Source organism: Streptomyces sp. NPDC020731, from assembly GCF_044334705.1.
In the GTDB taxonomy this organism is placed as follows: Bacteria; Actinomycetota; Actinomycetes; order Streptomycetales; family Streptomycetaceae; genus Streptomyces.
Map to the genome: position 1 here is coordinate 114,836 of NZ_JBIRTN010000002.1, position 26,131 is coordinate 140,966.

The following is a 26,131-nucleotide window of genomic DNA, read 5'->3' on the forward strand; positions in this document are numbered from 1 at the left end:
AGTCCGGGGAGCGGGAGTCCGGGGGCGGAGACCCCGGGGGCGGTGGGGGCCCTCGCCCGAGCGAAGCCGGGAGATGGGGAGGGAAGGGGCGGCGGGGTGAAAACCTCACCCCGCCGCCCCGCCCCGCGGAACTATGCCAACCCGGGCCCCCGCACCGGGATCGACGTGAACGTCGGCTGCTGCGGCGAAGGATCCTGGAAGAAGTCGTTCCCCTTGTCGTCGACGACGATGAACGCCGGGAAGTCCTCGACCTCGATCCTCCAGACCGCCTCCATCCCGAGCTCCTCGTACTCGACGACCTCGACCTTCTTGATGCAGTCCTGCGCGAGCCGGGCCGCCGGCCCCCCGATCGACCCGAGATAGAAGCCGCCGTGCGCGTCACACGCGTCCGTGACCTGCTTGCTCCGGTTCCCCTTCGCCAGCATCACCCTGGACCCGCCCGCCGCCTGGAACTGCTCCACGTACGAGTCCATGCGCCCGGCCGTGGTCGGCCCGAAGGACCCCGACGCGTAGCCCTCCGGCGTCTTCGCCGGGCCGGCGTAGTACACCGGGTGGTCCTTCAGGTACTGCGGCATCCCCTCGCCCGCGTCCAGCCGCTCCTTGATCTTGGCGTGCGCGATGTCCCGCGCCACGACCAGCGGCCCGGTCAGGGAGAGCCGGGTCTTGACCGGGTACTTGGTCAGCTCGGCGAGGATGTCGTCCATCGGCCGGTTGAGGTCGATCCTGACGACGTCGCCCGCCTCGTCGAGGTGCTCGTCCGTCGTCTCGGGCAGGAACCGCGCCGGGTCGGTCTCCAGCTGCTCCAGGAAGACACCCTCGGCGGTGATCTTCGCGACCGCCTGCCGGTCGGCGGAGCAGGACACCGCGATGGCGACCGGGCAGGACGCCCCGTGCCGGGGCAGGCGCACGACGCGCACGTCGTGGCAGAAGTACTTGCCCCCGAACTGCGCCCCGATCCCGATCCGCTGCGTCAGCTCGAAGACCTTCTCCTCCAGCTCCTTGTCCCGGAAGCCGTGCCCGAGCGCCGACCCCTCGGCGGGGATCTCGTCCAGGTAGTGCGCGGAGGCGTACTTCGCGGTCTTCAGCGCGTACTCGGCCGACGTGCCGCCGACGACGATCGCCAGGTGGTACGGCGGGCAGGCGGCCGTACCGAGCGAGCGGATCTTCTCCTCCAGGAACTTCATCATGGAGGCCTCGTTCAGGACGGCCTTGGTCTCCTGGTAGAGGAACGACTTGTTGGCCGAGCCGCCGCCCTTGGCCATGAACAGGAACTTGTACGCGCCGCCGTCCGTCGCGTACAGCTCGATCTGCGCCGGGAGGTTGGAACCGGTGTTCTTCTCCTCCCACATGGTGAGCGGAGCCATCTGCGAGTAGCGCAGGTTCAGGTTCTTGTAGGCGTCATAGATGCCCCTGCTCAGGGCCTCCTCGTCCCGTCCCGACGTCAGCACGTTCTGCCCGCGCTTGCCCATGACGATCGCCGTGCCGGTGTCCTGGCACATCGGCAGCACGCCCGCCGCCGCGATGTTCGCGTTCTTCAGCAGGTCCAGGGCGACGAACTTGTCGTTGTTCGACGCCTCGGGGTCGTCGATGATGCGGCGCAGCTGCGCCAGGTGGGCGGGGCGCAGGTAGTGCTGGATGTCGTGGATCGCCTCCTCGGCGAGCTTGCGCAGCGCCTCCGGCTCCACCTTGAGGAACGTCCGTCCGTCGGCCTCGAAGGTGGAGACACCTTCGGAGGTCACCAGCCGGTAGGGGGTGGTGTCCTCTCCCATGGGGAGCAGATCGGCGTACTCGAACTCAGGCATCTCGCCCATTCCTCACTCGACGGAAGACCGCCCGCCTCCATCGGCGGGCGCTCACCAGCGTAGGACCTGCCGTCGGCGGCGAACCTGTGAGGTTGTCCTCAGTCGTCCACGCCGGGGGGTAGTCGCGATCTATCGCGTTTCGGTACGCTGCTGTCGTGGACCTTCAGAAGCACGCCCAGCAGCCGGACACGGCACCGCGGACGGCCGAGCTGCGCGCCTCCGACGCCGACCGGGACCGTACCGCCGACCTCCTGCGCGAGGCTCTCGCCGAGGGCCGCCTCACCTCCGACGAGCACGCGGAGCGCGTCGAGGGTGTGCTGGCCGCCAAGACGGTCGGGGAGCTGGAGGTGTTCGTCCAGGACCTGCCGACAGCCCACCAGCGGCGCGCGGCACACGCCTCCGTCCCCAGCCGCCCCACCACCGGCGCGATCCCGGTGGAGCCCGATGACAACGTGGTCGCGGTGTTCAGCGCCGCCGCTCGCAAGGGCCGCTGGCGCACCGGCCGCCGCATTCACGCGTACGCGATCTTCGGCAGCGTCGAGATCGACCTCAGCGAGGCGCTGTTCGACCACCAGCAGGTCATGATCAAGTCGTTCGCCGTCTTCGGCAGCGTCGAGATATACGTCCCGGAGAACGTGTCGCTGCGCGGCATGGGCGGCGGCGTGCTCGGCGCCTTCGAGGTGGACGCGCTCGACGCGACCGACGACGAGGCTCCGGTGGTCTACGTCGACGGCTGGGCGGTGCTGGGCAGCGTCGAGGCGCGGCCCAGGCGCGGCAGGCTCGTGGCGGACATCCTCGACCGGGTGCAGCGCAAGGTCGACAGGAGCATGCGCAGACACCTGGGCCACTGACGCACGGTTCGGGACTCAGTGCATAGGCGCGCGTACATCGGGTAAGCCTTGCTGCATCGTGTCTCGCTTGCGAAGCCGTCGTCAGGAGTAGACCGTGCTGCAACCGCCGCATTCGTCCCTGCAGATAGCCGCTGTCCCGGCCCAGCGGGCGGCCGCGCGGGACAGGGACCAGGACGCCCCCTGGCACACCGAGGCGGTGTGCCGGCGTGACGAGGCGGGGCTGTTCTTCGCACCCTCGAAAGAACCCACCGCCGCCCGGCTCTCCCGCGAGGAGGCGGCCAAGCGCGTCTGCGCCCGCTGCCCGGTGATGGTCGAGTGTCGCGAGCACGCCCTGCTCCAGCCCGAGCCCTACGGCGTCTGGGGCGGCCTCACCGCCGCCGAACGCCGCGTGGTCCTGGCCCGCCGCAGGCGCCGCGAGATGGAACTGAAGAAGACCCCCCGCCAGGGCCGCATCGCGGCAGCGGGTTAGCAGCGCGTACGTGGAAGCGGCGCCCCCTCCGCACAGGGGGCGCCCCTTCGGACGCCGGGCAGAACCACACGTGCAGGGGTGCGGGGCTGTGGCATGTGCGGCTGCGCCGCGTGGGCGCTCCCTCCGCACGGGGAGCGCCTTCTCACGTCGGGCAGGACCACTCACCCGGGGGCGCGGGGCTGTGGCATGTGCGGCTGCGCCGCGTGGGCGCTCCCTCCGCACGGGGAGCGCCTTCTCACGCCGGGCAGGACCACTCACCCGGGGGCGCGGGGCTGTGGCATGTGCGGCTGCGCCGCGTGGGCGCTCCCTCCGCACGGGGAGCGCCTTCTCACGCCGGGCAGGACCACTCACCCGGGGGCGCGGGGCTGTGGCATGTGCGGCTGCGCCGCGTGGGCGCTCCCTCCGCACGGGGAGCGCCCCTCCTCACGTCGGGCAGGACCACTCACCCAGGGGCGCGGGGAACTGCGCGATCAACCACGACGCACCCGCACTCATCACCGCGCCGCAGGCCCCCACGCACCGAAGTGACGTTTCACTTGGCCCGGTCGAAGTCGACCGCGCTGTAAGCCCGCAGCTTGCTCAGCCGGTGCTCGGAGTCGATCCTCCGTACCGTCCCCGACTTCGACCGCATCACGATGGAATCGGTCGTGGCCGTCTCCGGCCGGTACCGCACCCCGCGCAGCAGCTCACCGTCGGTGATCCCCGTCGCCACGAAGAACACGTTGTCCCCGGTGACCAGATCCTCCGTGGTCAGTACCCGGTCCAGATCGTGCCCCGCGTCGACCGCCCGCTGCCGCTCCTCGTCGTCCTTGGGCCACAGCTTGCCCTGGATCGTGCCGCCCAGGCACTTCACGGCGCACGCCGAGATGATGCCCTCGGGGGTGCCGCCCACGCCGAGCAGCAGGTCGATGCCGGTGCCCTCGCGCAGCGCGAGGATCGAACCGGCCACGTCGCCGTCGGAGATCAGCTTGATGCGCGCCCCGGTCTCCCGGATCTCCTTGATGATGCCCTCGTGCCGCGGCCGGTCGAGGATCACCACGGTGACGTCCTCGGGGGTGACCCGCTTGGCCTTGGCGACCCGGCGGATGTTCACGTTCACCGGCGCGTTGATGTCGACGAAGTCGGCGGCCTCCGGCCCGGTGACCAGCTTGTCCATGTAGAACACGGCCGACGGGTCGAACATCGAGCCGCGCTCGGCGGCGGCCAGCACCGCGATGGCGTTCGTCATGCCCTTGGCGGTCAGCGTCGTACCGTCGATCGGGTCGACGGCGATGTCGCACTCCGGACCGGTCCCGTCGCCCACCCGCTCCCCGTTGAAGAGCATCGGGGCCTCGTCCTTCTCGCCCTCGCCGATGACGACGACGCCGTTCATCGAGACGGTGGAGACGAGGGTGCGCATGGCACGCACCGCGGCACCGTCGGCGCCGTTCTTGTCGCCGCGCCCTACCCAGCGGCCGGCTGCCATGGCCGCGGCCTCGGTGACCCGTACGAGCTCCAGGGCGAGGTTGCGGTCGGGGGCCTCGGACGGGACATCGAGCTCGGACGGCAAGTGATGGTGTTCGGTCATCGGAGCGCACCTTTCTGTACGGCGACGGCCGGATGAGGGTGTTGTGGGGCATGACTCTATCGCCAGTCCGACAAAATGAGCAGGGCCCCCCACGGATGAGCGCACCGGGCACCTGCGACGATAGGGGGCGTGGCAGGAACGAGCAGCATGCAGAAAACGGCCCGGGACATGATCCTCTCCCTGGTCCTCATCGTGCTCGCCGCGGGAGTGGTCTGGCTGTTCATCCCGCACGAGGACGGCGAACCCGACATCAAGCGGGTCGACTACCGGATCGACCTGCTCACGGCCCGCCGGGCCGCCTCCTATCCCGTGGCCGCGCCGGAGGGCCTGCCCGAGGCGTGGAAGCCCACCTCCGTCCGCTACCGGGGCGCCGAGTCCGAGGCCTGGCACCTCGGCTACCGCGCGCCCGACGGTGAGTACGTGGCGGTGGAGCAGTCCACGGGCAAGCGGTCGGCGTTCATCGAGGACGCGACGCAGGGTGCCGCGAAGACGGAGAGCACGCAGCGGATCGACGGCAGGACCTGGACGCGTTACGAGGGCGACCACTACGACGCGCTGGTGCTGGAGGAAACCGAGGGTTCGACCACGGTGGTGACCGGCACGGCGTCGTTCGGCCAACTGGCGAAGATGGCCGAGGCGCTGCGCACGGAGTGAGTGAGGCGCACGTGGGGCGGGGGGCCCGGGGGGGGGGGGGGGGGCGGGGGGGGGGGCCCCCCCGGGGGGGGGGGGGGGTGGGGGGGGGGGGGGGGGGGGGGGGGGGGGGGGGCGGGGGCGGCGGCGCCGCGCCCCCCCCCCCCCCCCCCCCCCCCACGTGGTCCGTGCTGATGAGGCTCAGACGGTGGTGATGACCTGTTCGTACTCCAGACGCGGGGAGCGCGGGAACCACGCGTCCGGCCCGGGGCGGCCGATGTTGACGACCATCAGCGGGGTGTGGTCGTCGTCCAGGAACTCCTTGCGGAGGCCCTCGAAGTCGAGGCCGGTCATCGGGCCGGCGGCCAGGCCCGCGGCGCGCACGCCGACGATGAAGTAGGCGGCCTGGAGGGCGGCGTTCATCGCGGCGGCGCTTTCACGCACCGGACGCTCGCTGAAGAAGGCGTCCTTGGCCTGCGGGAAGTGCGGGAGGAGGGCGGGGAGCTCCTCGTGGAACTCGTTGTCCGCGGACAGGATGGCGACCAGCGGGGCGGCGGCCGTCTTGGCCCGGTTGCCTTCCGCCATGTGCCGGACGAGACGCTCGCGGGCCTCGGGGGAGCGGACCAGGGTGATGCGCAGGGGGCTCTGGTTGAAGGCGGTGGGGCCGTACTTGACCAGGTCGTAGATCGCCCGCACCTGCTCGTCGGTCACCGGTTCGTCGGTGAACGTGTTGGCGGTGCGCGCCTCGCGGAACAGCAGATCCTGGGCGGCGGGGTCAAGGGCGAGTGACATGCGTGAACCTTCTCGGGGGTACGTCGGCCCGTCTGTCCGTGCAGGAGCCACGGACCGGTTGACGGGTCCGACCGTACGCCCATGAAGTTCAATGCTCAACTAAATGCGGAGCCCGGTGATCCACTTCACAGCTCAGGCCTCCCCGGCCTCCTCCGCCCCGGCGCTCTCCGCCCCGGCGTCCTCCTCCGCGAGCGCCGCGTCCAGCCGGGCCCGCGCCCCGTCCAGCCGGCGCCGGCACACCTTGGCCAGCTCCTCGCCCCGCTCCCAGAGCGCGAGGGACTCCTCCAGCGTCGTACCGCCCGTCTCCAGTCGTCGTACGACCTCGATCAGCTCGTCCCTCGCCTGCTCGTACCCGAGCGCCTCGGCCGTCGCCGCCGCCGTCTGCTCCGTCTTGCCGGTCATCCGTCCACCCTATGCGTCGACCCGGACAGTGAACTCGCCCTCGGACACCCGCGCCCGCAGGGCCTCACCGGCCTCCACCTCGGCCGGATCCCGCACCGCGTGCCCGTCCGCCCGCTGGAGCACGGCGTACCCGCGCTTCAGCGTCGCGGCGGGGGACAGGGCCACCACGCGCGCGTGCGTGTGCGTCAGCTCGGAGTCGGCCCGGTCCAGCTGGTACCGCAGCGAGCGCCGGCCCCGCTCCAGCAGCGCCGTGACCTCCTCCGCGCGCGCGTCGACCATCCGGTGCGGATCCTGTACCGAGGGCCGGGCCAGCGCGTGCGCCAGCCCGCGCTCCTCCCGGTCCAGCAGCGCCTGGACACAGCGCCGCGCGCGGTCGCGCAGCAGCCGTACCCGCTCGTGCTCCTCGCCCACGTCCGGCACCACCTTCTTGGCGGCGTCGGTCGGCGTGGAGGCGCGCAGGTCGGCCACGTGGTCGAGGAGCGGGTTGTCCGGCTCGTGCCCGATCGCGGAGACGACCGGCGTACGGCACGCCGCCACCGCCCGCACCAGCTGCTCGTCGGAGAACGGCAGCAGGTCCTCCACGCTGCCGCCGCCCCGCGCCACGATGATCACGTCCACGTCGTCGACCGCGTCCAGCTCCCGCACGGCCTGGACGACCTGCGGCACCGCGTGCACCCCCTGCACGGGCACGTTGCGCACCTCGAAACGGACGGCGGGCCACCGGTGCCGCGCGTTCTCCAGCACGTCCCGCTCGGCCGCCGAGGCGCGCCCGCACACCAGCCCGATCAGCCGCGGCAGGAACGGCAGCGGCTTCTTCCGCTCCGGCGCGAACAGCCCCTCCCGCGCGAGCGACTTCTTCAGCTGTTCGAGCCGCGCCAGCAGCTCCCCGACCCCGACCGGCTTGATCTCGGCGGCCCGCAGCGACAGCTGCCCGCGCGGCGCGTACCACTCCGGCTTGCAGTGCACCACCACCCGCGCGCCCTCGCTCACCACGTCCGCGACGGCGTCGAACACCTGCCGGTAGCAGGTCACGCCCACCGAGATGTCGTGCGACGGGTCGCGCAGGGTCAGGAACACCACCCCGGCGCCCGGCCGCCGCGACAGCTGGGTGATCTGCCCCTCGACCCACACCGCGCCGAGCCGGTCGATCCACCCCCCGATGAGCCGCGACACCTCACCGACGGGCAGCGGCGCTTCCGCAGACGTGTTGAGAGCCATGCCCGCGAGAGTAGTGCGCCCCACCGACAACGCACCGTGACCGGGCCCCGGCGGGCGGCCTTACGATGGGACGCATGACCGCTTCGCCTGGCCGCCGTGTCCTGCTCGCCGCCCCCCGTGGCTACTGCGCGGGTGTGGACCGCGCCGTGATCGCCGTCGAGAAGGCCCTGGAGCAGTACGGGGCCCCCGTCTACGTCCGGCACGAGATCGTGCACAACAAATACGTCGTGCAGACCCTGGAGAAGAAGGGCGCGATCTTCGTCGAGCGGACGGAGGAGGTCCCGCCGGGCAACATCGTCATGTTCTCCGCGCATGGCGTCGCCCCCGTCGTCCACGAGGAGGCCGAGCGCGGCCGGCTCGCCACCATCGACGCCACCTGCCCGCTGGTCACCAAGGTCCACAAGGAAGCCGTCCGCTTCGCGAACGACGACTACGACATCCTCCTGATCGGCCACGAGGGCCACGAGGAGGTCATCGGCACCTCCGGCGAGGCCCCCGACCACATCCAGCTCGTCGACGGGCCGGGCGACGTGGAGAAGGTCGAGGTCCGCGACCCGTCCAAGGTCGTCTGGCTCTCCCAGACCACCCTCTCCGTCGACGAGACCATGGAGACCGTCGACGCCCTCAAGGAGAAGTTCCCCCAGCTGATCTCCCCGCCCAGCGACGACATCTGCTACGCCACGCAGAACCGCCAGCTCGCGGTCAAGCAGATGGGCGCCGAGGCGGAGCTGGTGATCGTGGTCGGCTCGCGCAACTCCTCCAACTCCAAGCGGCTGGTGGAGGTCGCCAAGCTGGCCGGCTCCCGCGCGGCGTACCTGGTGGACTTCGCCGACGAGATCGACGAGGCCTGGCTGGAGGGCGTGACCACGGTCGGCGTCACCTCGGGCGCCTCGGTGCCGGACATCCTCGTCGAGCAGGTGCTCGAGTGGCTGTCGGGACGCGGCTTCGAGGACGTCGAGATCGTCAAGGCGGCCGAGGAGTCGATCATCTTCTCCCTGCCGAAGGAGCTCCGCCGCGATCTGCGCGACGAGGCCGCCGCCCTGGTGGCCGGGCGCGGGGGCACGGGGACCGGTGCGGATTCCGCGAAGTGACGGTGGTGCGACGGTGACGGTCACGGAGGGCGCCTCACGTGACTGTCCGTCGTACGTCGTAACGTAGGGACATGCAGATCTTCGGTGTGGACATCGGCGGTTCCGGGATCAAGGGTGCCCCGGTCGACCTGGACAAGGGGGACCTGGCGCAGGAGCGCTGCAAGGTCCTCACCCCGCACCCGGCCACACCGGACGCGGTGGCCGACGGCGTGAAGGAGGTCGTCGACCACTTCGGCTGGACCGGACCGGTCGGGGTCACCTTCCCGGGCGTCGTCACCGGCGGCACCACGATCCGTACGGCGGCCAACGTCGACAAGAGCTGGATCGACACCGACGCGCGCGTGCTGCTCGGCGACCGTCTGGGCGGCCTGCCGGTGACGGTGGTGAACGACGCGGACGCGGCCGGCGTCGCCGAGATGCACTTCGGCGCCGGACGCCACCACCGGGGCACGGTGATCCTGCTGACCTTCGGCACCGGCATCGGCAGCGCCCTCTTCGTGGACGGCGTCCTCGTCCCCAACACCGAACTGGGCCATCTGGAGCTGCACGGCCACGAGGCGGAGAAGCGGGCCTCCAGCAAGGCCAGGGAGGACCACGACCTGTCCTGGGAGGACTGGGCGGACCGGGTGCAGAAGTACCTGGCCCACGTGGAGATGCTGTTCTCGCCCGAGCTGTTCGTCATCGGCGGCGGTGTCAGCCGCAAGTCCCACAAGTTCCTGGACCACATCCAGGGCATCAAGGCGAAGATCGTCCCGGCCCAGCTGCAGAACAACGCGGGCATCGTGGGCGCGGCGATGCGGGCGGCGACGGGTACCTAGGACCTACGGCCGGGCGGACGGTTCCGCGCGGTGCGCCGGTTGACCATGCGCACCCGGCGCATCCTGCGGCCGAGCACGATCAGACCCGCGACCAGCGTCCCGCCGTAGAGCCACCCGGCCTGGGTGGCGAGGCCCGTCACCATCCCCATCAGCCGGTCGGTGGTGCCGTCGCCTTCGTCGGCGAGCGGAACCAGCCCCACGGCGAAGGCGATCGGCACCACGACGGGCGCGACGAACAGGTCCCCCTCGCGCATCCACAGCGCGGTCAGCACGCACACCGGCAGGAAGAGCACGCCGTACACGGTCCCCGACGCCCCGAACAGCGCCTCGGTCAGCAGACCGAGTACGAGCATCACCAGCCCGCAGAACAGGCCCGAGCCCAGCCCGGTGAGCCGCGGGTTGGGCAGCCGCCGGGCCGCGGGCGGAGAAGCGGGCCGGCCCTCCGGCACACGGGCGGGCCGGGCGCCCCCGCCGCCCCCCGTCGCCCGCCCCGCCTGCGGAGGCAGCGGCGGCCCGGCCGGGCTGTCACGTCGTGGTCCGTACCGTCCGTACCGCGCGGGTCGTGTCCTGTGTTGCTCCACCGCACCAACGTAGGTCGTTTTATGTGCCGAACAACCCGTCAGACACGCCGGGGATCGAAGCCTGGCCAGACGTTCGATACGTCGCCGGGCCGCGGGCGGGCACGCCGTAGACTGGTGGATCGGCCCACGCAGCCCAGTCGGCCGGTCCTCGTCCCCATCCTCACGTACGGGAAGTCGCAACGTGTCGCTCACGATCGGAATCGTCGGTCTGCCGAATGTCGGCAAGTCGACCCTGTTCAACGCCCTGACCAAGAACGACGTGCTGGCGGCCAACTACCCGTTCGCCACGATCGAGCCGAACGTCGGCGTCGTCGGCGTCCCCGACCCCCGCCTGACCAAGCTGGCCGAGATCTTCGGCTCCCAGCGCGTCCTCCCGGCCACGGTCGACTTCGTCGACATCGCGGGCATCGTGCGCGGCGCGTCGGAGGGCGAGGGCCTCGGCAACAAGTTCCTCGCGAACATCCGCGAGTCCGACGCGATCTGCCAGGTCATCCGTGCCTTCAAGGACGAGAACGTCGTGCACGTCGACGGCAAGGTCTCGCCGAAGGACGACATCGAGACGATCAACACCGAGCTGATCCTCGCCGACCTCCAGACCATCGAGAAGGTCCTGCCGCGCCTGCAGAAGGAGTCGCGGATCAAGAAGGACATCGCGCCGAAGGTCAAGGCGGTCGAGGAGGCCAAGGAGATCCTGGAGAAGGGCGACACGCTCTTCGCGCACGGCATCGTCCAGGGCACCGAGCGCAACGAGCTCCTGCACGACCTGCACCTCCTCACCACCAAGCCCTTCCTCTACGTCTTCAACGTCGACGAGGACGAGCTGACCGACGAGGACTTCAAGAACGAGCAGCGCGCCCTGGTCGCCCCCGCCGAGGCGATCTTCCTCAACGCCAAGCTGGAGGCGGACCTCGCCGAGCTGGACGAGGACGAGGCGCTGGAGCTCCTCCAGTCGGTCGGCCAGGACGAGCCCGGCCTCGCCACCCTCGCCCACGTCGGCTTCCGCACCCTCGGCCTGCAGACCTACCTGACGGCCGGCCCGAAGGAATCCCGCGCCTGGACCATCAAGAAGGGCGCCACCGCCCCCGAGGCCGCCGGTGTCATCCACACCGACTTCCAGAAGGGCTTCATCAAGGCCGAGGTCGTCTCCTTCGCCGACCTGGTCGAAACCGGCTCGGTCCCCGAGGCCCGCGCCAAGGGCAAGGCCCGCATGGAGGGCAAGGACTACGTGATGCAGGACGGGGACGTGGTGGAGTTCCGCTTCAACGTGTGATCGGACCGCCGCTTTCCGCTAGGTGGTTCGTCAAGTGCCGAGGTGGCAGGGGCCGGCCCGCCGGGGGGCCGGCCCCTGCTGTTTCCCGTGCCGGGGCAGCGCTGGGATCTGATCCTTCGCCAGGTGTCTGCTCTGCCCGTGAGCGGTGAAAGTGGTACGTTATTCCGTACCACCGTCGGAAAAGGGGGCAGGTCATGTCCATAACTGCGAGCGAAGCCCGCAAGGCTCTCTTTCCACTGATCAAGAAGGTCAACGACAACCACGAGGCCATCGAGATCGTCTCCAAGCACGGCAATGCAGTGCTCGTCTCGGCCGAGGATTATGCGGCGCTGCGCGAAGGCTCGTACCTCCTGCGCTCTCCGGCGAACGCTCGCCGACTGCTCAAGGCGTACGAGAACGCCCTGGCCGACATCGACGTGTCCGAGCGGGAGCTGATTGACCCCAACTCGCCGGATGCGGCACGTGAGGGCGCTGCGTGAGGCTCGTCTTCGAGGACCAGGGCTGGGAGGACTACACGTCCTGGCTCAAGAACGACCGCAAGATGCTTGCTCGGATCAACAAGCTCGTCGAGGACGTCAAGCGGGACCCCTTCACGGGGATCGGCAAGCCCGAGCCGCTGAAGTATCACTTGCCGGGGGCCTGGTCGCGGCGGATCGACGATGAGCACCGCCTCGTCTACCTGGTGACGGACAAAGAGATCGTCATCCTCGCGGCTCGTTACCACTACTGACCGCTCGGGCGGTGGGGCCTGCCGGGGGTGCTGCCCCGTGATCGGAAGGGACGTCCAGGGGCGGCGTTTCGGCCTTGGGCCGGACTTTCCCGAGCGATGCCTTTCGTCACCGGCACAGTTCCTCGACCAGGCGGCGGAGCCGGTCGTCGTCGAGGGGGACGCGGTGGGCGAGGAGGTTGCGGGCCTCGCGCAGTATGCGCAGCCGACGACGCCCGGCGGGGCTGAGGGTGACCACGCCGTCGCAGCGCGCGCTCCACATCGCGCCCGATTCCATCCTGGTGATGGCGGAATCGGATGGTTCTGGAGCCGCGCCGGGTTCGAGGCGCGGACCGTGGTCCTGTGTGAGTCGGGCCGGCGGTACCCGGCCACGCGGCCGGACGGTAGTGGTGAACCGGTCTCGGGCGTCGTCCAGCAGCGGCAGCAGCAGGAAGTCGGCGAGTTCGTGCGGCACCTCGTCGAGCAGCCGGTCGGCCAGGTTGCCGGCACCCTTCACGGCCCGTGCTGATTCTGTGCGGGCCTGGATCTCTCAGGAGCCTCTCTCCGCAGGTGGGAGCGTTGTGGTGGACGTTCCGCTTCGATGACGGGCTGCCCGCGGCCTCCGCGGTGGGCGGCTGCTGGACCCGTACCGACGACGTCGAGATCGACATCGTCGGGGCGGACCGCGCCCCCATCGCCAAGGAACTGCTCCTCGTCGGCTCCATCAAGTGGCTGGAGCGGTCGCCCTTCGACCGGCACGACCTGGCGGTCCTCCACCGGCACCGGGCCGCCCTCACCGGCGAACCCGTTCCCGTCGTGGCGGTCTCGCGCGGCGGAGTCGACTGCCCGGGGCTCGACGCCGCCTACGGCCCCGGCGATCCGTTGACCGCCTGGCCGCTGTGAGCGGCGGGGTCACGGGGGTGGGCGCGCGCAGTGGCCCGGCCGGCGACCCGCCGCTCGCGGCCCGCCGGGGTCCGGAGGACCTCGTACGCGCCCGGGAGTGACCAGCGGGGCGCCCGGCGAGCGGCGCCCGGCCCGGGTCCCGCTGTGTCAGAGGCCGTCCTGGCGCCACCGGGCCTCCGGCAGGGAGCGTCTGCGGCGCCACTGGACGAGGGTCGCCGAGATGCGCATCGCCTGCCGGGCCCCGGCCGGTGTGCGGGTCACGGGGACGTCGAAGGGGAGCTCGGCGCGCAGTGCGGCGTCGTGCCGCGCGACCGCCGCCATGCCCGTACGGGCCTCCTGCTCGCCCGAGTCCGCCGACCAGGGCAGGTCCCGCAAGGCCACCGCCGCCGGCTCCGCGCCGGTGGCCAGCACGTACTGGAACTCCATGTCGTCCAGCGGGCCGTCGAGCCCGCGGGCCAGCCGGCGGCAGAGCAGGATCGCCCGCAGCGCCATCGCACAGGACTCGACGCACACCTGCCAGTCCTCCTCGAGGCAGGCCGCCTCCATGTCGTCCAGCGCGGCCTGCACCGACAGGGCGTACTGCCATGCCGCTGCGGCTCCGTGCGACGTGACCCAGGTCACGTCCAGGCCGTCCCGGGTCACTTCTCCGTGATCCATGCTCCGAACACCTTCCGCAGGGCGTCGTCCTCTACAACCAGGTCGAGTTCGGCGCGCCCCACGGCGTCGAGCAGCCGTGCCGCGCCCAGTTCACCGGCCGCCTCCGCGACGGGAGCTTCGGTGCTCACCGCGTCGGAGAGCAGCCGGTCGTGCCGGTTCACCAGCCAGGACCGGCCGGCGAGGGACACCGTCCCGCTGCCCCGCGCGGGCCGTACGGCGGCCAGGGTGAGCGGGTCGAACCCCGGCAGACCGGCCTTCGCCAGGTCCGCGTGGAGCTGCGCCTCGCCGTCGACCGGGGCGGCCGGCAGGCCCAGCCGCCGGGCCCGTACGGGCAGCCACTTGTCGCCGGTCGTCACGTCCCCCGCCAGTCTGCACCGCAGTTCGAGGAGCTGTCGGCCCGCCTGCCGCCACAGATGACGGTGCGTGCCCTCGGGGAGACCGGCCTGTTCCGCGAGGCTCGCCATGCACGCCAGTCCGGCCAGGCGGCCGAAGGTGACGCGGGCCAGCATCGCCTGCACCCGCGCGGACTGCGCCGCGTCGTACAACGGCGGGGTCGCCGGGTCCAGCCCCGTGGCGTGGAACCAGCGGGCGGCCCGGCGCTGCTCGCTGCGGCCGAGCGGCAGGCGCAGCGCCACGTCCCCGGCGGCGAAGCGGAGCACGGGGACGTCACCGGGCCCCTGCGCCAGTTCGGCCGGGGCGCTCGCCGGGAAGTGCTCGATGTCGACCGGTACCCCGTCGAGACGGTTCAGCTTGGGTCCTCTGTGCTGCTCGACGGTCTCGCCCACGACGTGGATGTCCACGTCGCTGGACCGGTTGCCCAGCCCGCCGGCCAGCGAGCCGACCAGATAGGCCCGTCCGCCGCCCAGTTCCGGGGCGACCAGTTCCGCGACCGCTCCCGGCGAAAGGCCCACCGTTCCGAGAGCCTCGCCGATTCGGACGCTCCACGGCGCCGCCCCGGACTTTTCGAACCCTTGCATCGCCCTTATTGCTCCGAATTCTCGTCCGAGCCGCCGGCCCCCGCCGGGGGATGGGTTGAAGTCCGCCGGATGATAGCGCACCGGCCGTTGCCCGATTGTGATGAGTGTCACGGGGGCGGTGGGCGGATCGGGAATTATTCAGGAAGGCTGCGGAAAGGGGGAGTGGTCAAGCCGTCGGGGAAATGTGAAGTCACCGTCCGGTGGGGAGTTGAACACCGGGTTGAACGCCCTTGCGGGTGCCCCGGCCCTGTGATCTTCTGTCTGGCGATTCTGCGGGTCGGTAAACGGGAGCGCACTCATCTGCGTGCAGGTGTTTGTGCGTTCGCTCAAGAGTCGAGATGTCGAGAGGCGGTGGATTGTTATTCAGTGGCGAGACTTTGTGCGATCCATGGAGAATGAGGTCGACTGGAACTCCAAGCGGTATGCGGAGTCGCAGGCGCCGATCGTGGAGGAGATTCTCAAAACCGCGTCCGACCACCGGCACATCCTTGAGGAACGGACCGAGGAGATCATCGCGAACGAGGATCTTTTCCGTTCGCTCGCGCCGCACATGAACTATCCGCGTATCCTCATGGACAAATTCCTCCTGCACATCGACGAAGCGGACCGATTCCGGGTGCGGATGCACCGCTTCAAGTCGAAGAACCAGAACGGTGGCGCCCTGGAGAAGGTGCACTCCCACAAGTGGGACTGCAGCACCGTCCTCATGAGCGGCGCGTACACGGAGCGCCAGTTCGAGATCACCGACGTGGACGAGGAGCGGCGGACCTGCCGTGTCGTTCCGCTGCTGGAACACACCCTGGAGGCGGGCCAGATGAACTCGCTGCCCATGGGCCGGGCGCACCAGGTCATCAACCCCAGCGACGACGAGGCGTGCATCACCCTGTTCGTCCGGGGCCCCTCACGTCAGCCGCACGCCCGGATCTACGAGCCCGAGAGCGGCATGTTCTACGACACCTTCGGGCCCGACCGGCAGACCAAGCTCGGGCTGCGCCACATCGGGCGCGTCGACCCCGACTTCCACTGACCGCGCACGCGTGGGAACGTCCCTGCCGTCTTCTGGATCCTCTGGAGTCATTGGTGTGATGACCGATTCTGTCTTCCCCGCCGTGTGCGAGCTGATCCACAAGCACAGCGCCGAGCTGGCCGGGCGCCAACTGGAGCCGGACGAGAAGATCGCCGACCTGGGGATCGACTCCCTGGAACGGCTGTCCCTCGTGGTGGACATCGAGAACCGCTTCGGTCTGATGATCGACGACGCGGATCTGAGCGATGTGCACACCGTCGGGGAGCTGGCCGGTCTCGTCCGCCTCCAGAGCACGAAGTGAGGCGGTAGCGGCATGGCGCACGTTGTGGTCACGGGCATGGGCTGCGTCTCGCCGTTCGGCGACGGGGTCGACGCCTTCGTCGCGGGCCTGCGGACCGGCCGGGCTGCCGAGCCACCCCGGGGCTTCGACGTGGCCGGCTACCGGATCAAGGGTGTCTACCACGCTCGTGCCACCGACCCCGACAGCCGTGAACTCCCTTTGGAACTGGCGGAGTCCGCCCTGTCGGAGGCGTTCCGCCAGGCGGGCGTGGCGCGGGGTGGGGAGCGGAGCTGCGGGCTGGCCCTTGCCTCGACCAGCGCCGGCTGGCACCTGCCCGACGAGACGCTGGACCCGGCACGTCCCCCGCTGCGGCGGGACGTGGACGTGACGGCGCTGCTGAAGGAGGGCCCCGGTCTCGCGCTCGCCGAGCGCTGGGGGCTCGACGGCCCGCACTGCGCCGTCTCCTCGGCCTGCGCCTCCTCCACCGGCGCCCTCGCCTGGGCGACCGAGCGCATCCGCGACGGTCAGGCGCCGATGATGGCGGTGGGTGCCGTCGACGTCCTCACGGAGGTCGTCTTCGCCGGCTTCCACTCGATGCGTCTGCTCACCTCCGGGGAGACGCGGCCGTTCACCGCGGGCCGCTCCGGGTTCGTCCTCGCCGAGGGTGCGGCCTTCCTGGTCCTGGAGGAGGCGGAGCACGCGCGGCGGCGGGGCGCCCGCCCGCTGGCCTCGGTGGCCGGCTGGGGCGGCAGCAGCGACGCCGCGCACATCACCACACCGACCGGCGAGGGCATCGCCCGCTCGCTGCGGGACGCGCTCGCGGACAGCGGCCGCAGACCCGCCGAGGTGCGGGTCTACCACGCGCACGGCACCGCGTCCGCCGCGAGCGACACCGCCGAGGCGGAGGCCGTCAGCGAGGTGCTGGCTGCCGGGGAGGAGACCTTGCGGGTCACGGCGACCAAGAGCGCCGTCGGTCACACCGAGGGCGCGGCCGGCCTGTTCACGGCCGTCGCCGCCGTCGCCGCGATCGGGCTGCGCCGCCTCCCGCCCGTCCTGGGCGTGGACGAGGCCCGACCGGCCACTCCGGGGCTGCCGTTGCACACGGCCCCGGCAGAGGACGTCCCGGCTTCGCCCGCCCTGGTGCACGCCTCCGGCTTCGGCGGCGCCAACTGCACCGTGCTCCTCGACGCACCGGACACGGCGGCCCCCGCAGGGCCCAGGCACGCGCGCCCGGTGACCGTCCGGCTCGCCGTACGGGCCGACGCCGGTGACGGCGTACGGCTGATCCCGTTCGACCGGTCCGGCGGCGAAGCGGAGGCCGGAGCGGACGTCGCGCCGGGGGCCGCCCGCTCCGGCCGGGTCTCGCGGCTGCTGAGCCGGGCGGTCGGCGTGGCCCTGGACGCGGCGGGCCCGCGGCGTTCGGCCGTCGTGCGCGAGGGCGGGCTGCTGACCGGCACGGCCTTCGGTGTCCAGGAGCACCACGCCCGGATGCACGAGGCGATCCGCGGCCGGGGCGGTCGTTTCGTGGACCCGCTGGACTTCGCGCGCTCCACGTTCAACGTCCCCGTCGCCGAGTGCGCGGCCGCGCACCGGGTGCGGGGCCGCACCGAGACCCATGTGGGCCCCACGGCCGGTGCGGAGGCGCTGGTCTCCGCCGTCGGCCTGGTCGCGAGCGGGCGCCGTCCGGCGCTGCTGGTCGCCGGGTACGACGCGCCGGAGAACCGGCTGTGGCACGTGGAGGGCGACGCGCCGGTCCCCGCCCGTGCCACCGTCCTGCTGGTGGAGGCGGCCGGGGACGGCCCCGGAGCCGTGCGGGTGACCGGCCACCGACGGCTCGCGCCGACGTCCCGCGCCCTGACCGCGCCGGCCGTGCTGCGCGCGGTCGCGGAACTCGACGGGGACGAGCCGGCCGAGGAGGTGTGGGCCGACCTCGCGGGCCTGCCCGCCCCGGAGCGGGCCGCCGTCCGCGAGGCGCTGCGCGACCGCCCGTACCGGCTGGTGAACGCCGACGCGGGCGCCGCCGCCGTCCTGGACACCCATGTCGCGGCCCTCACCCGGCTGGCCGACGGCGGGCCGCGCGGCCTGACCGTCCTGTCCACCGCCGCCCACGCCCCCGGTGTGGCGGTCCGGTACGAGTGGGGTGGCCGTGACTGACATCTTCGTGGAGCACCTGCTGGGACACGCGGGAGCGCGGGGTGGCGCACTCGCCGTCGCCGACCCGGGCCGGGCCCTCACCTGGCGCGAGCTGGCCGCGGCCGTACGCGACCGCGCCGCCGCCCTCCCCGGAGCCCGGGACGTCACGGTGCCGGTGGCGGTGCTGCACCGGCGCGGCGACGTGCGGTGGCTCGTCGACTTCCTGGCGCTGCGGCACAACGGGCTCACCGTCGTGTGCTTCCCCGGCGCCATCCCCGCCGCGTCCGTCGAACGGCAGGCCGCCGGTTACGCGGCGACGGTGCTCGTCACCGACGACGGCTGCGCCGTGCACCCGCGCGAGATGCGCGGCGAGCCCTGGTGGCGGCGGACGTCGCTCGTCCATCTGACGTCCGGTACGACGGGCACGGCCTCCGGTGTGCCCCGGGGCGAGGAGAACCTGCTGCACGAGGCGGAGTCGGTGGCCGAAGGGCTCGGACTGACCCCCGGCACACCCCTGCTGTGCGGGACGCCGACAGCGCACAGCTTCGCGGGCGGGCTCTTCCTGTCCGCGCTGGTGACCGGCGCGCCCACGCTCGTGCTGCCCGCGTTCGACGTCGCGGAGGCGGCGGAGCTGGCGACACGGCACCGACCGCACGTGCTGTGCGGCACGCCGTACGTCTTCCGCGCGCTGCTGCGCACGGCGCGGTCCCGGCAGGACACCCTGTCGGACATCCGGGTCCCGCTGGCCGGCGGCGCGCCCCTGCACGCCGAACTCGCCGACGCCTGGCGGGCCGTGACGGGCGTGCCGCTGGTGCAGGAGTACGGGCTGTCGGAGGGCGGCATCGCCACGGTCAACCTGTCGCACGCCGCCGAGCGGCCCACCGCGGTGGGCCGCCCGCTGCCCGGTGTCGAGGTCGTCGTGGTGCGCGACGACGGGACGCCCGTACCGGCGGGCACCGAGGGGCACGTGTGCGTCAGGCGCAAGGGCTGCCCCGGCCGTTACCTCACCCCGGACGGGGACCTGGTGCCGATCGGCGGACGGGTGCCCGGCGGAGGGGGCACCGTCGACACCGGCGACCTCGGCCGTCTCGACGAGGACGGGCTGCTGCACCTCACCGGGCGGGTGAAGTCCCTGATCAACGTGGCCGGCACCAAGGTGTCGCCGCGCAGCGTGGAGAGCGCGCTCATGGAACACCCCGGCGTCCACGACGTGGTGGTCGTCGGTGTCCCCGACGACGAGCACGGGGAGCGGGTCGCGGCCGTGGTCGAGGCCGACCCGGCAGAGGTCACCCCGGCGAGCCTGGGCGCCCACATGCGGCAACGGGTGAGCGCGTCCCTGGTGCCCCGCCTGTGGCGCGTACTGCCCCGGCTGCCGCGTACCGCCTCGGGCAAGCCGAACGTACGGAAGATCCGGACAACCATCGACGAAGGGTGCTGACCTCCCCGATGCTTCAGGACGTCTACCGCAACGCCGGTGTCGTGGACACCGGCCGGTATCTCACGACCGTGAACGAGCTGTGCGACCAGCTGCCCGCGCTGCGGCCCGAGCTGCTGTGGTACGTGGCGTCGCACCTGCGCACCAAGCTGGACCTGGGCTCCGTCGACAAGATCCTGGTGGAGGAGGAGAAGGGCGCCCCCATCGCCACGGCCGTCTCCCTGACGACGGGCATCCCCCTCGCGATGGCCCGCCGCTACCCGTACGACTTCCCGGGCACGCCCTACGCCTTCGCCAGCGAGTACGAGCGCGGCGCCCTCTACGTCAACGGGATCGAGCCCGGCGACCACGTGTGCATCGTGGACGACACACTGTCCACCGGCGGCACGGTCGAGGCGCTGGTCAACGCGGTGCGGGAGCGGGGCGCGAAGGTGACGCAGGTCGCCGTCGTCGTGGAGAAGCCCGGCAACGGCGGGCGCGCCCGGCTGGAGGGCGGCCTCGGGGTGCCCGTCTGTTCGCTGCTGTCCATCGAGGTCGACGCCGACGGCGTACGCGTCCTGGAAGGGATCGGTTGATCATGAGTGCTGAGCAGCACCGGCGCCGGGTGCCGGGTCTCCCGACCCTGCGCGAGCTGCCGGGTCCTGGGTTCCTGCTGGTCATCGAGGGCACCGACGGCGCCGGCAAGAGCACCCTGCTCGCGCAGGTGTCCGAGCGCCTGCGGACGGCCGGGCGCGACGTCCTGACGACGTTCCAGCCGACCCCGGCGGTCCGCGCGCACGACGCGTTCACGGGGCTGTCGGAGACCGGCGGCGACCTCGACGACCACTACCGCGCCCTGTACCTGCTGACTCTCGGCGACCGGTTGCACCACGTCCAGGCGGTGATGCTGCCGCATCTGCGCCAGGGCGGCACGGTGGTCTGCGACCGGTACGTGTACACGACGATGGCCAACATCATCGCCCGCGGTCAGGAGTTCGAGGGGTGGTTCACCGAGGCGGCCGGGCATCTGCCGCGCCCCGACCTCAGCGTGCTCGTGCACTGCCCGGTGGAGCACGCCGTCGCCCGTATCCGCACGCGTCCCGAGGAAGCCGAACGGCCCATCGACACCGTCCACATGAAGAAGGTGTACGAGGCGTTCCGCAGCCTGGAGACCGACGGGTACCTGCGCGGCATCGACACCTCGCGCACCGGCATCGAGGAGACGGCGGACACCGTGCTGCGGTGGGTCGGCGAGCGGACCGCCCCGTGAGCACCGCGGTGCCCGAGGGACTGGCGGCGGCCGTCACGGCGCTGCGCCCCTTCGTGGACGGCCGGCGCGAGAACGGGGAACTGCTGGCCGACTACTTCGACGGGCATCGGGTGCTGGGCGACCCGGCGGTGCTGTCCGCGCTGGCCGACGCCCTGGCCGAGCGGATCGCGGGCCTGGACGTGGACTGCGTGGCGGGGGAGGCCGTCGCGGGCAGTTCGCTGGCCACCGCCGTCTCCCTCGCGCTGCACCGCGGGGGCAGGAGCGTGCCCGTGCGCGCTCTGCGCCGCGAACCGAAGTCCCGTGGCGTGCCGGGCGTCCTGAGCGCCCACGTCCCGGAGGGCAGCCGCTTCGCGCTGGTCGACGACGTCGCGGGTACCGGGGCCTGCCTGGAACGCAGCGTCCGCCGACTGCGCGAGTTGCGGCACGAGATCGTGGGCGCTTGGGTGATCGTCGACCGACAGGACGGCGCGGCCGCACGCCTCGAAGGGCTCGGCGTGCGGCTCTCCGCCCTGTTCACCCTGAACGACTTCAGCACAGCGAGGACGCCCCTTCCATGAACGAACTGTCGACGCACCTCTCCGGCAACCGCTATCCCGGCCGGGGGGTCCTGTACGCCCGTGTCCGCTCCGGCGCCCACGTCGTCGCGTACTTCCTCACCGGGCGCAGCCCCGCCTCGCGTGAGCGCACCCTGCACATCACCGGTGACGACCTCGTCGTCGCCCCGTCCGCCGCGGCCGGCCACGACCCGCTGCGGCACTACACGGCCGCCGAGAACGCCGGCGACTGGCTCGTCGTCGGCAACGGCGAGCAGGTCACCCAGGTCGCCGACCGGGTACGGGCCGGAGCGCCGGCCCAACTCGCCCTCGGCGACCTGGAGTACGAGCCGGACCCGCCGATCCTCACCTCCCGGATCACCGCCCTGGTGAGCCGGGACGGCGGGCGCGTGGGCGTGCTGGGCGCGGCCCGCCGCAGCCGGGGCGGCGGCCGGGACGCGGCGGACGTGATGACGCTGACCGTGCGCGACCTCGCGCCCGGCGACGCGGTGCTGCTGACCACGTACGACTCCGACGGCGACAGCGTCGCGACGGCCGCCCCGTACGTGGAGTGCGGGGTCACCGCGGAGCACCCCGACGGCCTGCTCGACGAGATCTGGGCCGCCCTGAACCCGAAACTGCGGATCGCCGCCGCCGTGCTGGACCCCGCCGAGGGACCGGCCGGCGCACTGCTCCGCGCCGACTGACAGCCGTACCAGGCCACTTGTAGGCGAGACAGCGCCGACCGGAGAGGTTCCCGTGAACGTACTGCGTGCCCGTCCCCTGGCGGGGGACCGTGTGAGAGAGCTGCTCAGCCTGTGCAGTCTTCAGCCGCGCCACACCGTGGAGCAGAGCATCGCGGCCGTCCAGCTCCTCGGGGCGGACGAGGCCGCTGACATCCTGGGGCGCCAGCGCTGCCGCAGCCTGGTGGTGTCCCGGCTCACGCCGTACCGCAACCACGCCGCCGTGGAACGGGTCCTCTCGCTGCTCGAACCCCGGGCGGCCCGGATCCGGCACATGCACGCGGTGCTGGAGGACAACCTGGCGCGCGTCGACGCCCTTGCCGCGAAGCACGGCGTGACCGTGCTCGCCTTCAAGGGGCTCGGCGCGCGCAAGGTCTACGCCGAGCCGCAGTTCCGGGACTTCGGCGACCTCGACCTGTATGTGGCCGACCGGGCCCAGGCGGCGCTGCTCGCCGGGGCGCTGCGCGAGGAGGACGGTTACACGGTCAACCCGGGCGAGGTGCCGTGGCTGAAGTACGACGCCCGGGCCCGGCTCCTGTACGGGCAGATCAACCTGCTCGCGCCCGCCGCGGACGACCTCATCAACGTGGACGTGCACTTCGGTGACTACTCGGTGCGGCACAGCTCCCGGCTGGGCCTGGACCGCTCGCTGTCCTTCCCGGACAGCGCGGGGCTGCACACGATGGACATCGAGCACACCCTCGCCAGTGGCGTGAACAACGCCGCCGGCGACCACTTCGTGACCGTCAAGGACACCAACGACCTGCTGTGCGCGCTGTCCCTGGAGCGGTTCGACCGGGCCGTCTTCCGCGGCCTGCTGGAGGGAGCCGGACTGACGCATTTCTTCGGCTTCGTGGTCGAGAAGCTGCGCGCCTGCTCGATCCTGACGCCTCGGCAGGAGGAGGCCCTGGCCGCCGTCGGGGTGCCGGCGTCCGGCCTGGAGCCGGCGCCCCGGCTGGACCGCCCGGACTGGGGGCGCCGCTGCTGGGCCACCACCGTGCACGCCTTCGCGGCCGCCCGCCCGCGCGGGCTGGGCCCGGCGGTGCGCACCGCGGTGGACGCCTACCGCTACTACCGGGAGCCACTGCGGCTCGCCGTGGACACGGACCCCGGGGCGGCCGAGCCGCTGGAGCGGTTCGACATGACGACGTGCGTACGGCTGGTGCCGCTCGGCCTGGCCCGCGAACTGCCGGGCGGCCGGCACCTGGACGCCCGTCCAGGACCGCACGTCCTGCGACGCACGGCGCTGCGGACCGACCGGGGCGTGGTCCGCCGCGACACGGAGGCGGGCACGTTCATCGACATGGACGGTGAGCCGTTCGTGGCGACCGTGTCGTACCGGATACCGGGCGCCATGCTCGGCGGGACGCGCGATGGCCGGCGCGGCGACTGATCTGACCGGGCCCCAGCGCCCCTGGCCGCAGCGGCTGGTGGGCCGGTTCGCCGCCGCGCAGGAGGCGGCCGTGCACAGCAGGGGCGCATGGGGTCCGCCCGCGCCGGGCGGTGACCGGCGGCTCCTGGACCGGCTGTGCGGTGACCTCGGCGCACCGGAGGACCGGACCTCGGTCACCGCCGGGGTGCGGGCCTTCGCCGGCGGATGGGCCGGGGAGACGCGAGGGGTGCTGGTCGAGCGCCCCGGTTTCGCCCCGCTGCCCGGACTCCTCGGCGTGGCCGGGACACGGGTGAGGCAGTTGCCGTGGCACGAGCTGGCGGAGGAGGCGCGGGGGCTGGAGGAGCCGGTGACGCTGTGGGTGACGAGTCCGGGCCGCAACCCGGACGGGCGCACCCTGGCGCCGGCGGACGCGGATGAGCTGTCCCGGTTCGCCGGGCGGGGCCACCACGTCATGGTGAACCGGGTGTACCGGTGGTTCTCGGGGCCGGGACCCGATGTGCCGGGCGGCTGGTCGGTGCACTCGCTGAGCAAGCTGGCCGGCGGCGGTGCCCGGCTGGGCTGGGTGGTCGGTCCCGAGGGGGCCGCGCATCCGCCGGGGGTCCGGCTGACGGGCCCGGCCACGGTGTGGCAGCGGGCCTGGGCGGAGTTCCTGACACCGCGCAACCTGGACGCGCTGGTCCGGGAGTGCGCCGAGCCGACGGTCGAGGCCCGGCAGGTGTTCGTCGCCTCGGTGCGTTCCGCGCTGGGCTGGTACGAGCAGGACGACGTGGGCGGTGTCGCGGTGCTGCTGGGGTTGCGCGGGCTCGACGAGGACGCGGCTCTCGCGCTGTTCGCGGAGCACGGCGTGCGGGTCTCGCCGGGCAGTGCCTTCGGGGCACCCGGTCCCGCGGTGCGGCTGGCGTTCTCCGGGGTGACCGCCCGGCAGGCCGCGGACGCCGCCGCACTGGTGGCCCGACTGGTGAACGCCCCGGCGACGCGGGGCTGCCTCGCGCCGTTCCGGCCCTGAGACCGTCGGCACGGACGTCGTCGTCGCGAAGGAACGCGCTGTTCAACTCGATCAAGTCACCTCTTGACAGTGGTAGTTGATCTGGGGTGGGATTTGGTCTATACCAATGCCGTCCGATCCTCCCGACCCTCCGACCGCCGACCTCCCCGGCGCCGCCCCGCAGCGCCCGTCTTCCGCACCACGCGGTCGGTCCAGCCCACATCCCAGTCGATCCCATGGCCTCGGTGTCAGGTGCCACCGCACGTGTGAACGGAGCGCGAAGATCCGCCGGGCCCGGCGGTGTCGCGCCGGGGCACGTGCCGCGCGGGCACCACCACCGGGAGAACCGTGGAGAGAGGTCTGCATGCCTGCACGGAAGATGGACAAGGGCAGTTTCCGCGGGCCCGCCGAACCGGATCATCCGCGAGGACCGGACGGCCACGGCCGATGTCCCGGCGCACTGCCGGACGCCGATGGCCCGTCGGGAGCCGGCGGACCGACCGGCGCGTCGCCGGTGGCGACGGAGCCGGTCCTCTCCCTCGGGTCCGAGGGGCCGCCCGTGGAGACCGTGAGCCTCGCCGCGCTGCGCTCCGCGGACTCCCCCCGCATCCGCTCGCAGGACCCGGAACACGTACAGGCCCTCGCCCAGCTCGACGCCGCCTCGCTGCCGCCGATCGTCGTCCACCGCGCCACGATGCGGGTGGTCGACGGTACCCAGCGCGTCGGCGCCGCCCTGCTGCGCGGTGACGAGGAGATCGAGGCGCGGTTCGTCGAAGGCCACGAGGAGGACATGTTCCTGCTGGCCGTCCGGCTGAACATCGCGCACGGTCTGCCCCTGTCGCTGACCGAGCGCCGCTCGGCGGCGGAGCGGATCCTCGTCTCCCACCCGCAGTGGTCCGACCGGGCCGTCGCCGCCGCGACCGGCCTGTCCGCCGCGACCGTCAGCGACCTGCGCAAGGGCGCTCCCGCCGCGGTGCCGGAGCCGGTCAGGATCGGCCGGGACGGCAAGCGCCGCCCCTTCAGCAGCGCGGAGGGACGCCGGTCGGCGGGCGAACTCATCAGGCAGGACCCGAAGACACCGTTGCGTCACATCGCCAAGCAGGCCGGTATCTCCCTGGGCACCGCCTTCGACGTACGGGCCCGCATCCTGCGTGGAGAGGACCCGGTGCCGCCGCAGCAGCGCCGGCGCGGAGCCCTCGCGGCCGAGGCGACCGGCAAGGTCACGGTCGTCACCTCCACGATGCGGCCCGAGCCCGGCACCGGTACCGGCACGGACAGTGGCACGGCCGCGGGCGCGGGCGCCGTACGGCCCCCCGAACCGCGGCTCTCCCAGCGGGACGTGACCAAGGTGATGCGAAACCTGGTCTCCGACCCGTCGCTGCGCCTGACCGGTCACGGGCGGACGATGCTGCGCTGGCTCAGCGGCAAGATGATCGACTCCAAGGAGTGGCAGCCCTTCGTCGGCGAGGTGCCCAGCCACTGCACGGAGACGGTGGCCGGACTCGCGCGGGCGTGCAGCGAGTCCTGGAGCGAGTTCGCCCGACAACTGGAACAGCGCGGCGAAGCGCCGCACCGGCACGCGTCCGTTGCCCGGACCCAGGCCGACCACAGCTGAGGGG

Annotated in this window: 28 protein-coding genes and 1 pseudogene; 20 read left to right on the forward strand and 9 right to left on the reverse strand. The window is 72.3% G+C overall.

Annotated elements, in window-relative coordinates; all coding sequences use genetic code 11:
* Positions 1-131: 131 nt before the first annotated feature.
* Entirely contained in the window at positions 132-1,811 is a 1,680-nt protein-coding gene (locus ACH4VX_RS03230) for a fumarate hydratase (RefSeq protein WP_398365600.1), read from the reverse strand.
* A 146-nt stretch (positions 1,812-1,957) separates the two neighbouring features.
* On the opposite strand from ACH4VX_RS03230, the gene ACH4VX_RS03235 reads away from it, so the two are divergent.
* Together ACH4VX_RS03235 and ACH4VX_RS03240 are read left to right on the forward strand one after the other, a co-directional pair.
* The gene (locus ACH4VX_RS03235) at positions 1,958-2,653 is read left to right on the forward strand and encodes a DUF1707 domain-containing protein (RefSeq protein ID WP_398365602.1); all 696 of its coding nucleotides are present in this window, start codon (positions 1,958-1,960) and stop codon (positions 2,651-2,653) included.
* A gap of 94 nt (positions 2,654-2,747) precedes the next feature.
* Positions 2,748-3,122, forward strand: coding sequence for a WhiB family transcriptional regulator (locus ACH4VX_RS03240; protein WP_398365603.1), 375 nt, complete (start codon positions 2,748-2,750; stop codon positions 3,120-3,122).
* A 532-nt stretch (positions 3,123-3,654) separates the two neighbouring features.
* Here the strand turns inward: ACH4VX_RS03240 and glpX are convergent.
* Complete coding sequence (glpX, locus tag ACH4VX_RS03245) at positions 3,655-4,689, reverse strand: class II fructose-bisphosphatase (protein WP_398365604.1); 1,035 nt, start codon at positions 4,687-4,689, stop codon at positions 3,655-3,657.
* A 147-nt stretch (positions 4,690-4,836) separates the two neighbouring features.
* On the opposite strand from glpX, the gene ACH4VX_RS03250 reads away from it, so the two are divergent.
* Entirely contained in the window at positions 4,837-5,343 is a 507-nt protein-coding gene (locus tag ACH4VX_RS03250; protein ID WP_398365930.1) for a DUF4245 domain-containing protein, read from the forward strand.
* A 177-nt stretch (positions 5,344-5,520) separates the two neighbouring features.
* On the opposite strand, the gene ACH4VX_RS03255 is transcribed toward ACH4VX_RS03250, so the two are convergent.
* From ACH4VX_RS03255 to xseA, 3 genes are all read right to left on the reverse strand, one after another.
* The gene (locus ACH4VX_RS03255; RefSeq protein WP_398365605.1) at positions 5,521-6,111 is read right to left on the reverse strand and encodes a malonic semialdehyde reductase; all 591 of its coding nucleotides are present in this window, start codon (positions 6,109-6,111) and stop codon (positions 5,521-5,523) included.
* Positions 6,112-6,243: 132 nt separating this feature from the next.
* On the reverse strand, positions 6,244-6,513 hold the full coding sequence (locus ACH4VX_RS03260; RefSeq protein WP_398365606.1) for an exodeoxyribonuclease VII small subunit: 270 nt from the start codon (positions 6,511-6,513) through the stop codon (positions 6,244-6,246).
* Positions 6,514-6,522: 9 nt separating this feature from the next.
* On the reverse strand, positions 6,523-7,731 hold the full coding sequence (gene xseA, locus ACH4VX_RS03265; RefSeq protein WP_398365608.1) for an exodeoxyribonuclease VII large subunit: 1,209 nt from the start codon (positions 7,729-7,731) through the stop codon (positions 6,523-6,525).
* 65 nt (positions 7,732-7,796) lie between these two features.
* Here xseA and ACH4VX_RS03270 point away from each other — a divergent pair, with 65 nt between their 5' ends.
* Positions 7,797-8,822 (forward strand): 4-hydroxy-3-methylbut-2-enyl diphosphate reductase, encoded by a 1,026-nt coding sequence (locus tag ACH4VX_RS03270; RefSeq protein WP_398365609.1) that lies wholly within the window; start codon positions 7,797-7,799, stop codon positions 8,820-8,822.
* A 71-nt stretch (positions 8,823-8,893) separates the two neighbouring features.
* A complete protein-coding gene (ppgK, locus tag ACH4VX_RS03275; protein WP_398365611.1) occupies positions 8,894-9,640 on the forward strand; it encodes a polyphosphate--glucose phosphotransferase in 747 nt (248 codons plus the stop codon).
* On the opposite strand, the gene ACH4VX_RS03280 is transcribed toward ppgK, so the two are convergent.
* On the reverse strand, positions 9,637-10,221 hold the full coding sequence (locus tag ACH4VX_RS03280; RefSeq protein WP_398365613.1) for a DUF6542 domain-containing protein: 585 nt from the start codon (positions 10,219-10,221) through the stop codon (positions 9,637-9,639). The two genes, ppgK and ACH4VX_RS03280, sit on opposite strands and share 4 nt — an antisense overlap.
* Before the next feature lie 181 nt (positions 10,222-10,402).
* Between ACH4VX_RS03280 and ychF the strand changes: the two genes are divergently transcribed.
* From ychF to ACH4VX_RS03295, 3 genes are all read left to right on the forward strand, one after another.
* Positions 10,403-11,491, forward strand: coding sequence for a redox-regulated ATPase YchF (ychF, locus tag ACH4VX_RS03285; RefSeq protein ID WP_398365615.1), 1,089 nt, complete (start codon positions 10,403-10,405; stop codon positions 11,489-11,491).
* A 194-nt stretch (positions 11,492-11,685) separates the two neighbouring features.
* Positions 11,686-11,970, forward strand: coding sequence for a type II toxin-antitoxin system Phd/YefM family antitoxin (locus ACH4VX_RS03290; protein WP_398365617.1), 285 nt, complete (start codon positions 11,686-11,688; stop codon positions 11,968-11,970).
* The gene (locus ACH4VX_RS03295) at positions 11,967-12,221 is read left to right on the forward strand and encodes a Txe/YoeB family addiction module toxin (protein WP_351729060.1); all 255 of its coding nucleotides are present in this window, start codon (positions 11,967-11,969) and stop codon (positions 12,219-12,221) included. Before ACH4VX_RS03290 ends, ACH4VX_RS03295 begins: the two co-directional genes overlap by 4 nt.
* A 106-nt stretch (positions 12,222-12,327) precedes the next feature.
* Here ACH4VX_RS03295 and ACH4VX_RS03300 read toward each other — a convergent pair whose 3' ends face one another.
* A complete protein-coding gene (locus ACH4VX_RS03300; protein WP_398365619.1) occupies positions 12,328-12,714 on the reverse strand; it encodes a hypothetical protein in 387 nt (128 codons plus the stop codon).
* A gap of 83 nt (positions 12,715-12,797) precedes the next feature.
* Here ACH4VX_RS03300 and ACH4VX_RS03305 point away from each other — a divergent pair.
* A pseudogene (locus ACH4VX_RS03305) lies at positions 12,798-13,100 on the forward strand (ATP-binding protein); the annotation flags it as partial.
* A 147-nt stretch (positions 13,101-13,247) separates the two neighbouring features.
* Here ACH4VX_RS03305 and ACH4VX_RS03310 read toward each other — a convergent pair.
* On the reverse strand, positions 13,248-13,757 hold the full coding sequence (locus ACH4VX_RS03310) for a hypothetical protein (protein WP_398365621.1): 510 nt from the start codon (positions 13,755-13,757) through the stop codon (positions 13,248-13,250).
* Entirely contained in the window at positions 13,739-14,668 is a 930-nt protein-coding gene (locus tag ACH4VX_RS03315; RefSeq protein WP_398365623.1) for a nucleotidyltransferase domain-containing protein, read from the reverse strand. Before ACH4VX_RS03315 ends, ACH4VX_RS03310 begins: the two co-directional genes overlap by 19 nt.
* 454 nt (positions 14,669-15,122) lie before the next feature.
* Here ACH4VX_RS03315 and ACH4VX_RS03320 point away from each other — a divergent pair, with 454 nt between their 5' ends.
* From ACH4VX_RS03320 to ACH4VX_RS03370, 11 genes are all read left to right on the forward strand, one after another.
* Positions 15,123-15,761: a hypothetical protein gene (locus ACH4VX_RS03320; protein WP_398365624.1), complete on the forward strand. Its 639-nt coding sequence runs from the start codon at positions 15,123-15,125 to the stop codon at positions 15,759-15,761.
* Positions 15,762-15,819: 58 nt separating this feature from the next.
* Positions 15,820-16,062 (forward strand): acyl carrier protein, encoded by a 243-nt coding sequence (locus ACH4VX_RS03325; protein WP_398365625.1) that lies wholly within the window; start codon positions 15,820-15,822, stop codon positions 16,060-16,062.
* 12 nt (positions 16,063-16,074) lie between these two features.
* A complete protein-coding gene (locus ACH4VX_RS03330; RefSeq protein ID WP_398365626.1) occupies positions 16,075-18,195 on the forward strand; it encodes a beta-ketoacyl synthase N-terminal-like domain-containing protein in 2,121 nt (706 codons plus the stop codon).
* A complete protein-coding gene (locus ACH4VX_RS03335) occupies positions 18,188-19,612 on the forward strand; it encodes a class I adenylate-forming enzyme family protein (protein ID WP_398365627.1) in 1,425 nt (474 codons plus the stop codon). Before ACH4VX_RS03330 ends, ACH4VX_RS03335 begins: the two co-directional genes overlap by 8 nt.
* A complete protein-coding gene (locus tag ACH4VX_RS03340; RefSeq protein ID WP_398365628.1) occupies positions 19,606-20,184 on the forward strand; it encodes a phosphoribosyltransferase family protein in 579 nt (192 codons plus the stop codon). The genes ACH4VX_RS03335 and ACH4VX_RS03340 overlap by 7 nt, the downstream gene beginning before the upstream one ends.
* 2 nt (positions 20,185-20,186) lie before the next feature.
* Positions 20,187-20,858, forward strand: coding sequence for a dTMP kinase (locus tag ACH4VX_RS03345; RefSeq protein WP_398365629.1), 672 nt, complete (start codon positions 20,187-20,189; stop codon positions 20,856-20,858).
* Positions 20,855-21,415 carry an orotate phosphoribosyltransferase gene (locus tag ACH4VX_RS03350; protein WP_398365630.1) on the forward strand — a complete coding sequence of 187 codons (561 nt, stop codon included), beginning with the start codon at positions 20,855-20,857 and terminating at the stop codon, positions 21,413-21,415. The genes ACH4VX_RS03345 and ACH4VX_RS03350 overlap by 4 nt, the downstream gene beginning before the upstream one ends.
* Complete coding sequence (locus ACH4VX_RS03355; RefSeq protein ID WP_398365631.1) at positions 21,412-22,098, forward strand: IMP cyclohydrolase; 687 nt, start codon at positions 21,412-21,414, stop codon at positions 22,096-22,098. The genes ACH4VX_RS03350 and ACH4VX_RS03355 overlap by 4 nt, the downstream gene beginning before the upstream one ends.
* A gap of 52 nt (positions 22,099-22,150) precedes the next feature.
* Positions 22,151-23,527 carry a nucleotidyltransferase family protein gene (locus ACH4VX_RS03360; protein ID WP_398365632.1) on the forward strand — a complete coding sequence of 459 codons (1,377 nt, stop codon included), beginning with the start codon at positions 22,151-22,153 and terminating at the stop codon, positions 23,525-23,527.
* Positions 23,508-24,533, forward strand: coding sequence for a pyridoxal phosphate-dependent aminotransferase (locus tag ACH4VX_RS03365; RefSeq protein ID WP_398365633.1), 1,026 nt, complete (start codon positions 23,508-23,510; stop codon positions 24,531-24,533). Before ACH4VX_RS03360 ends, ACH4VX_RS03365 begins: the two co-directional genes overlap by 20 nt.
* Positions 24,534-25,071: 538 nt before the next feature.
* Positions 25,072-26,127, forward strand: a complete 1,056-nt coding sequence (locus tag ACH4VX_RS03370) for a hypothetical protein (protein ID WP_398365634.1) — start codon at positions 25,072-25,074, stop codon at positions 26,125-26,127.
* Positions 26,128-26,131 lie beyond the last annotated feature (4 nt).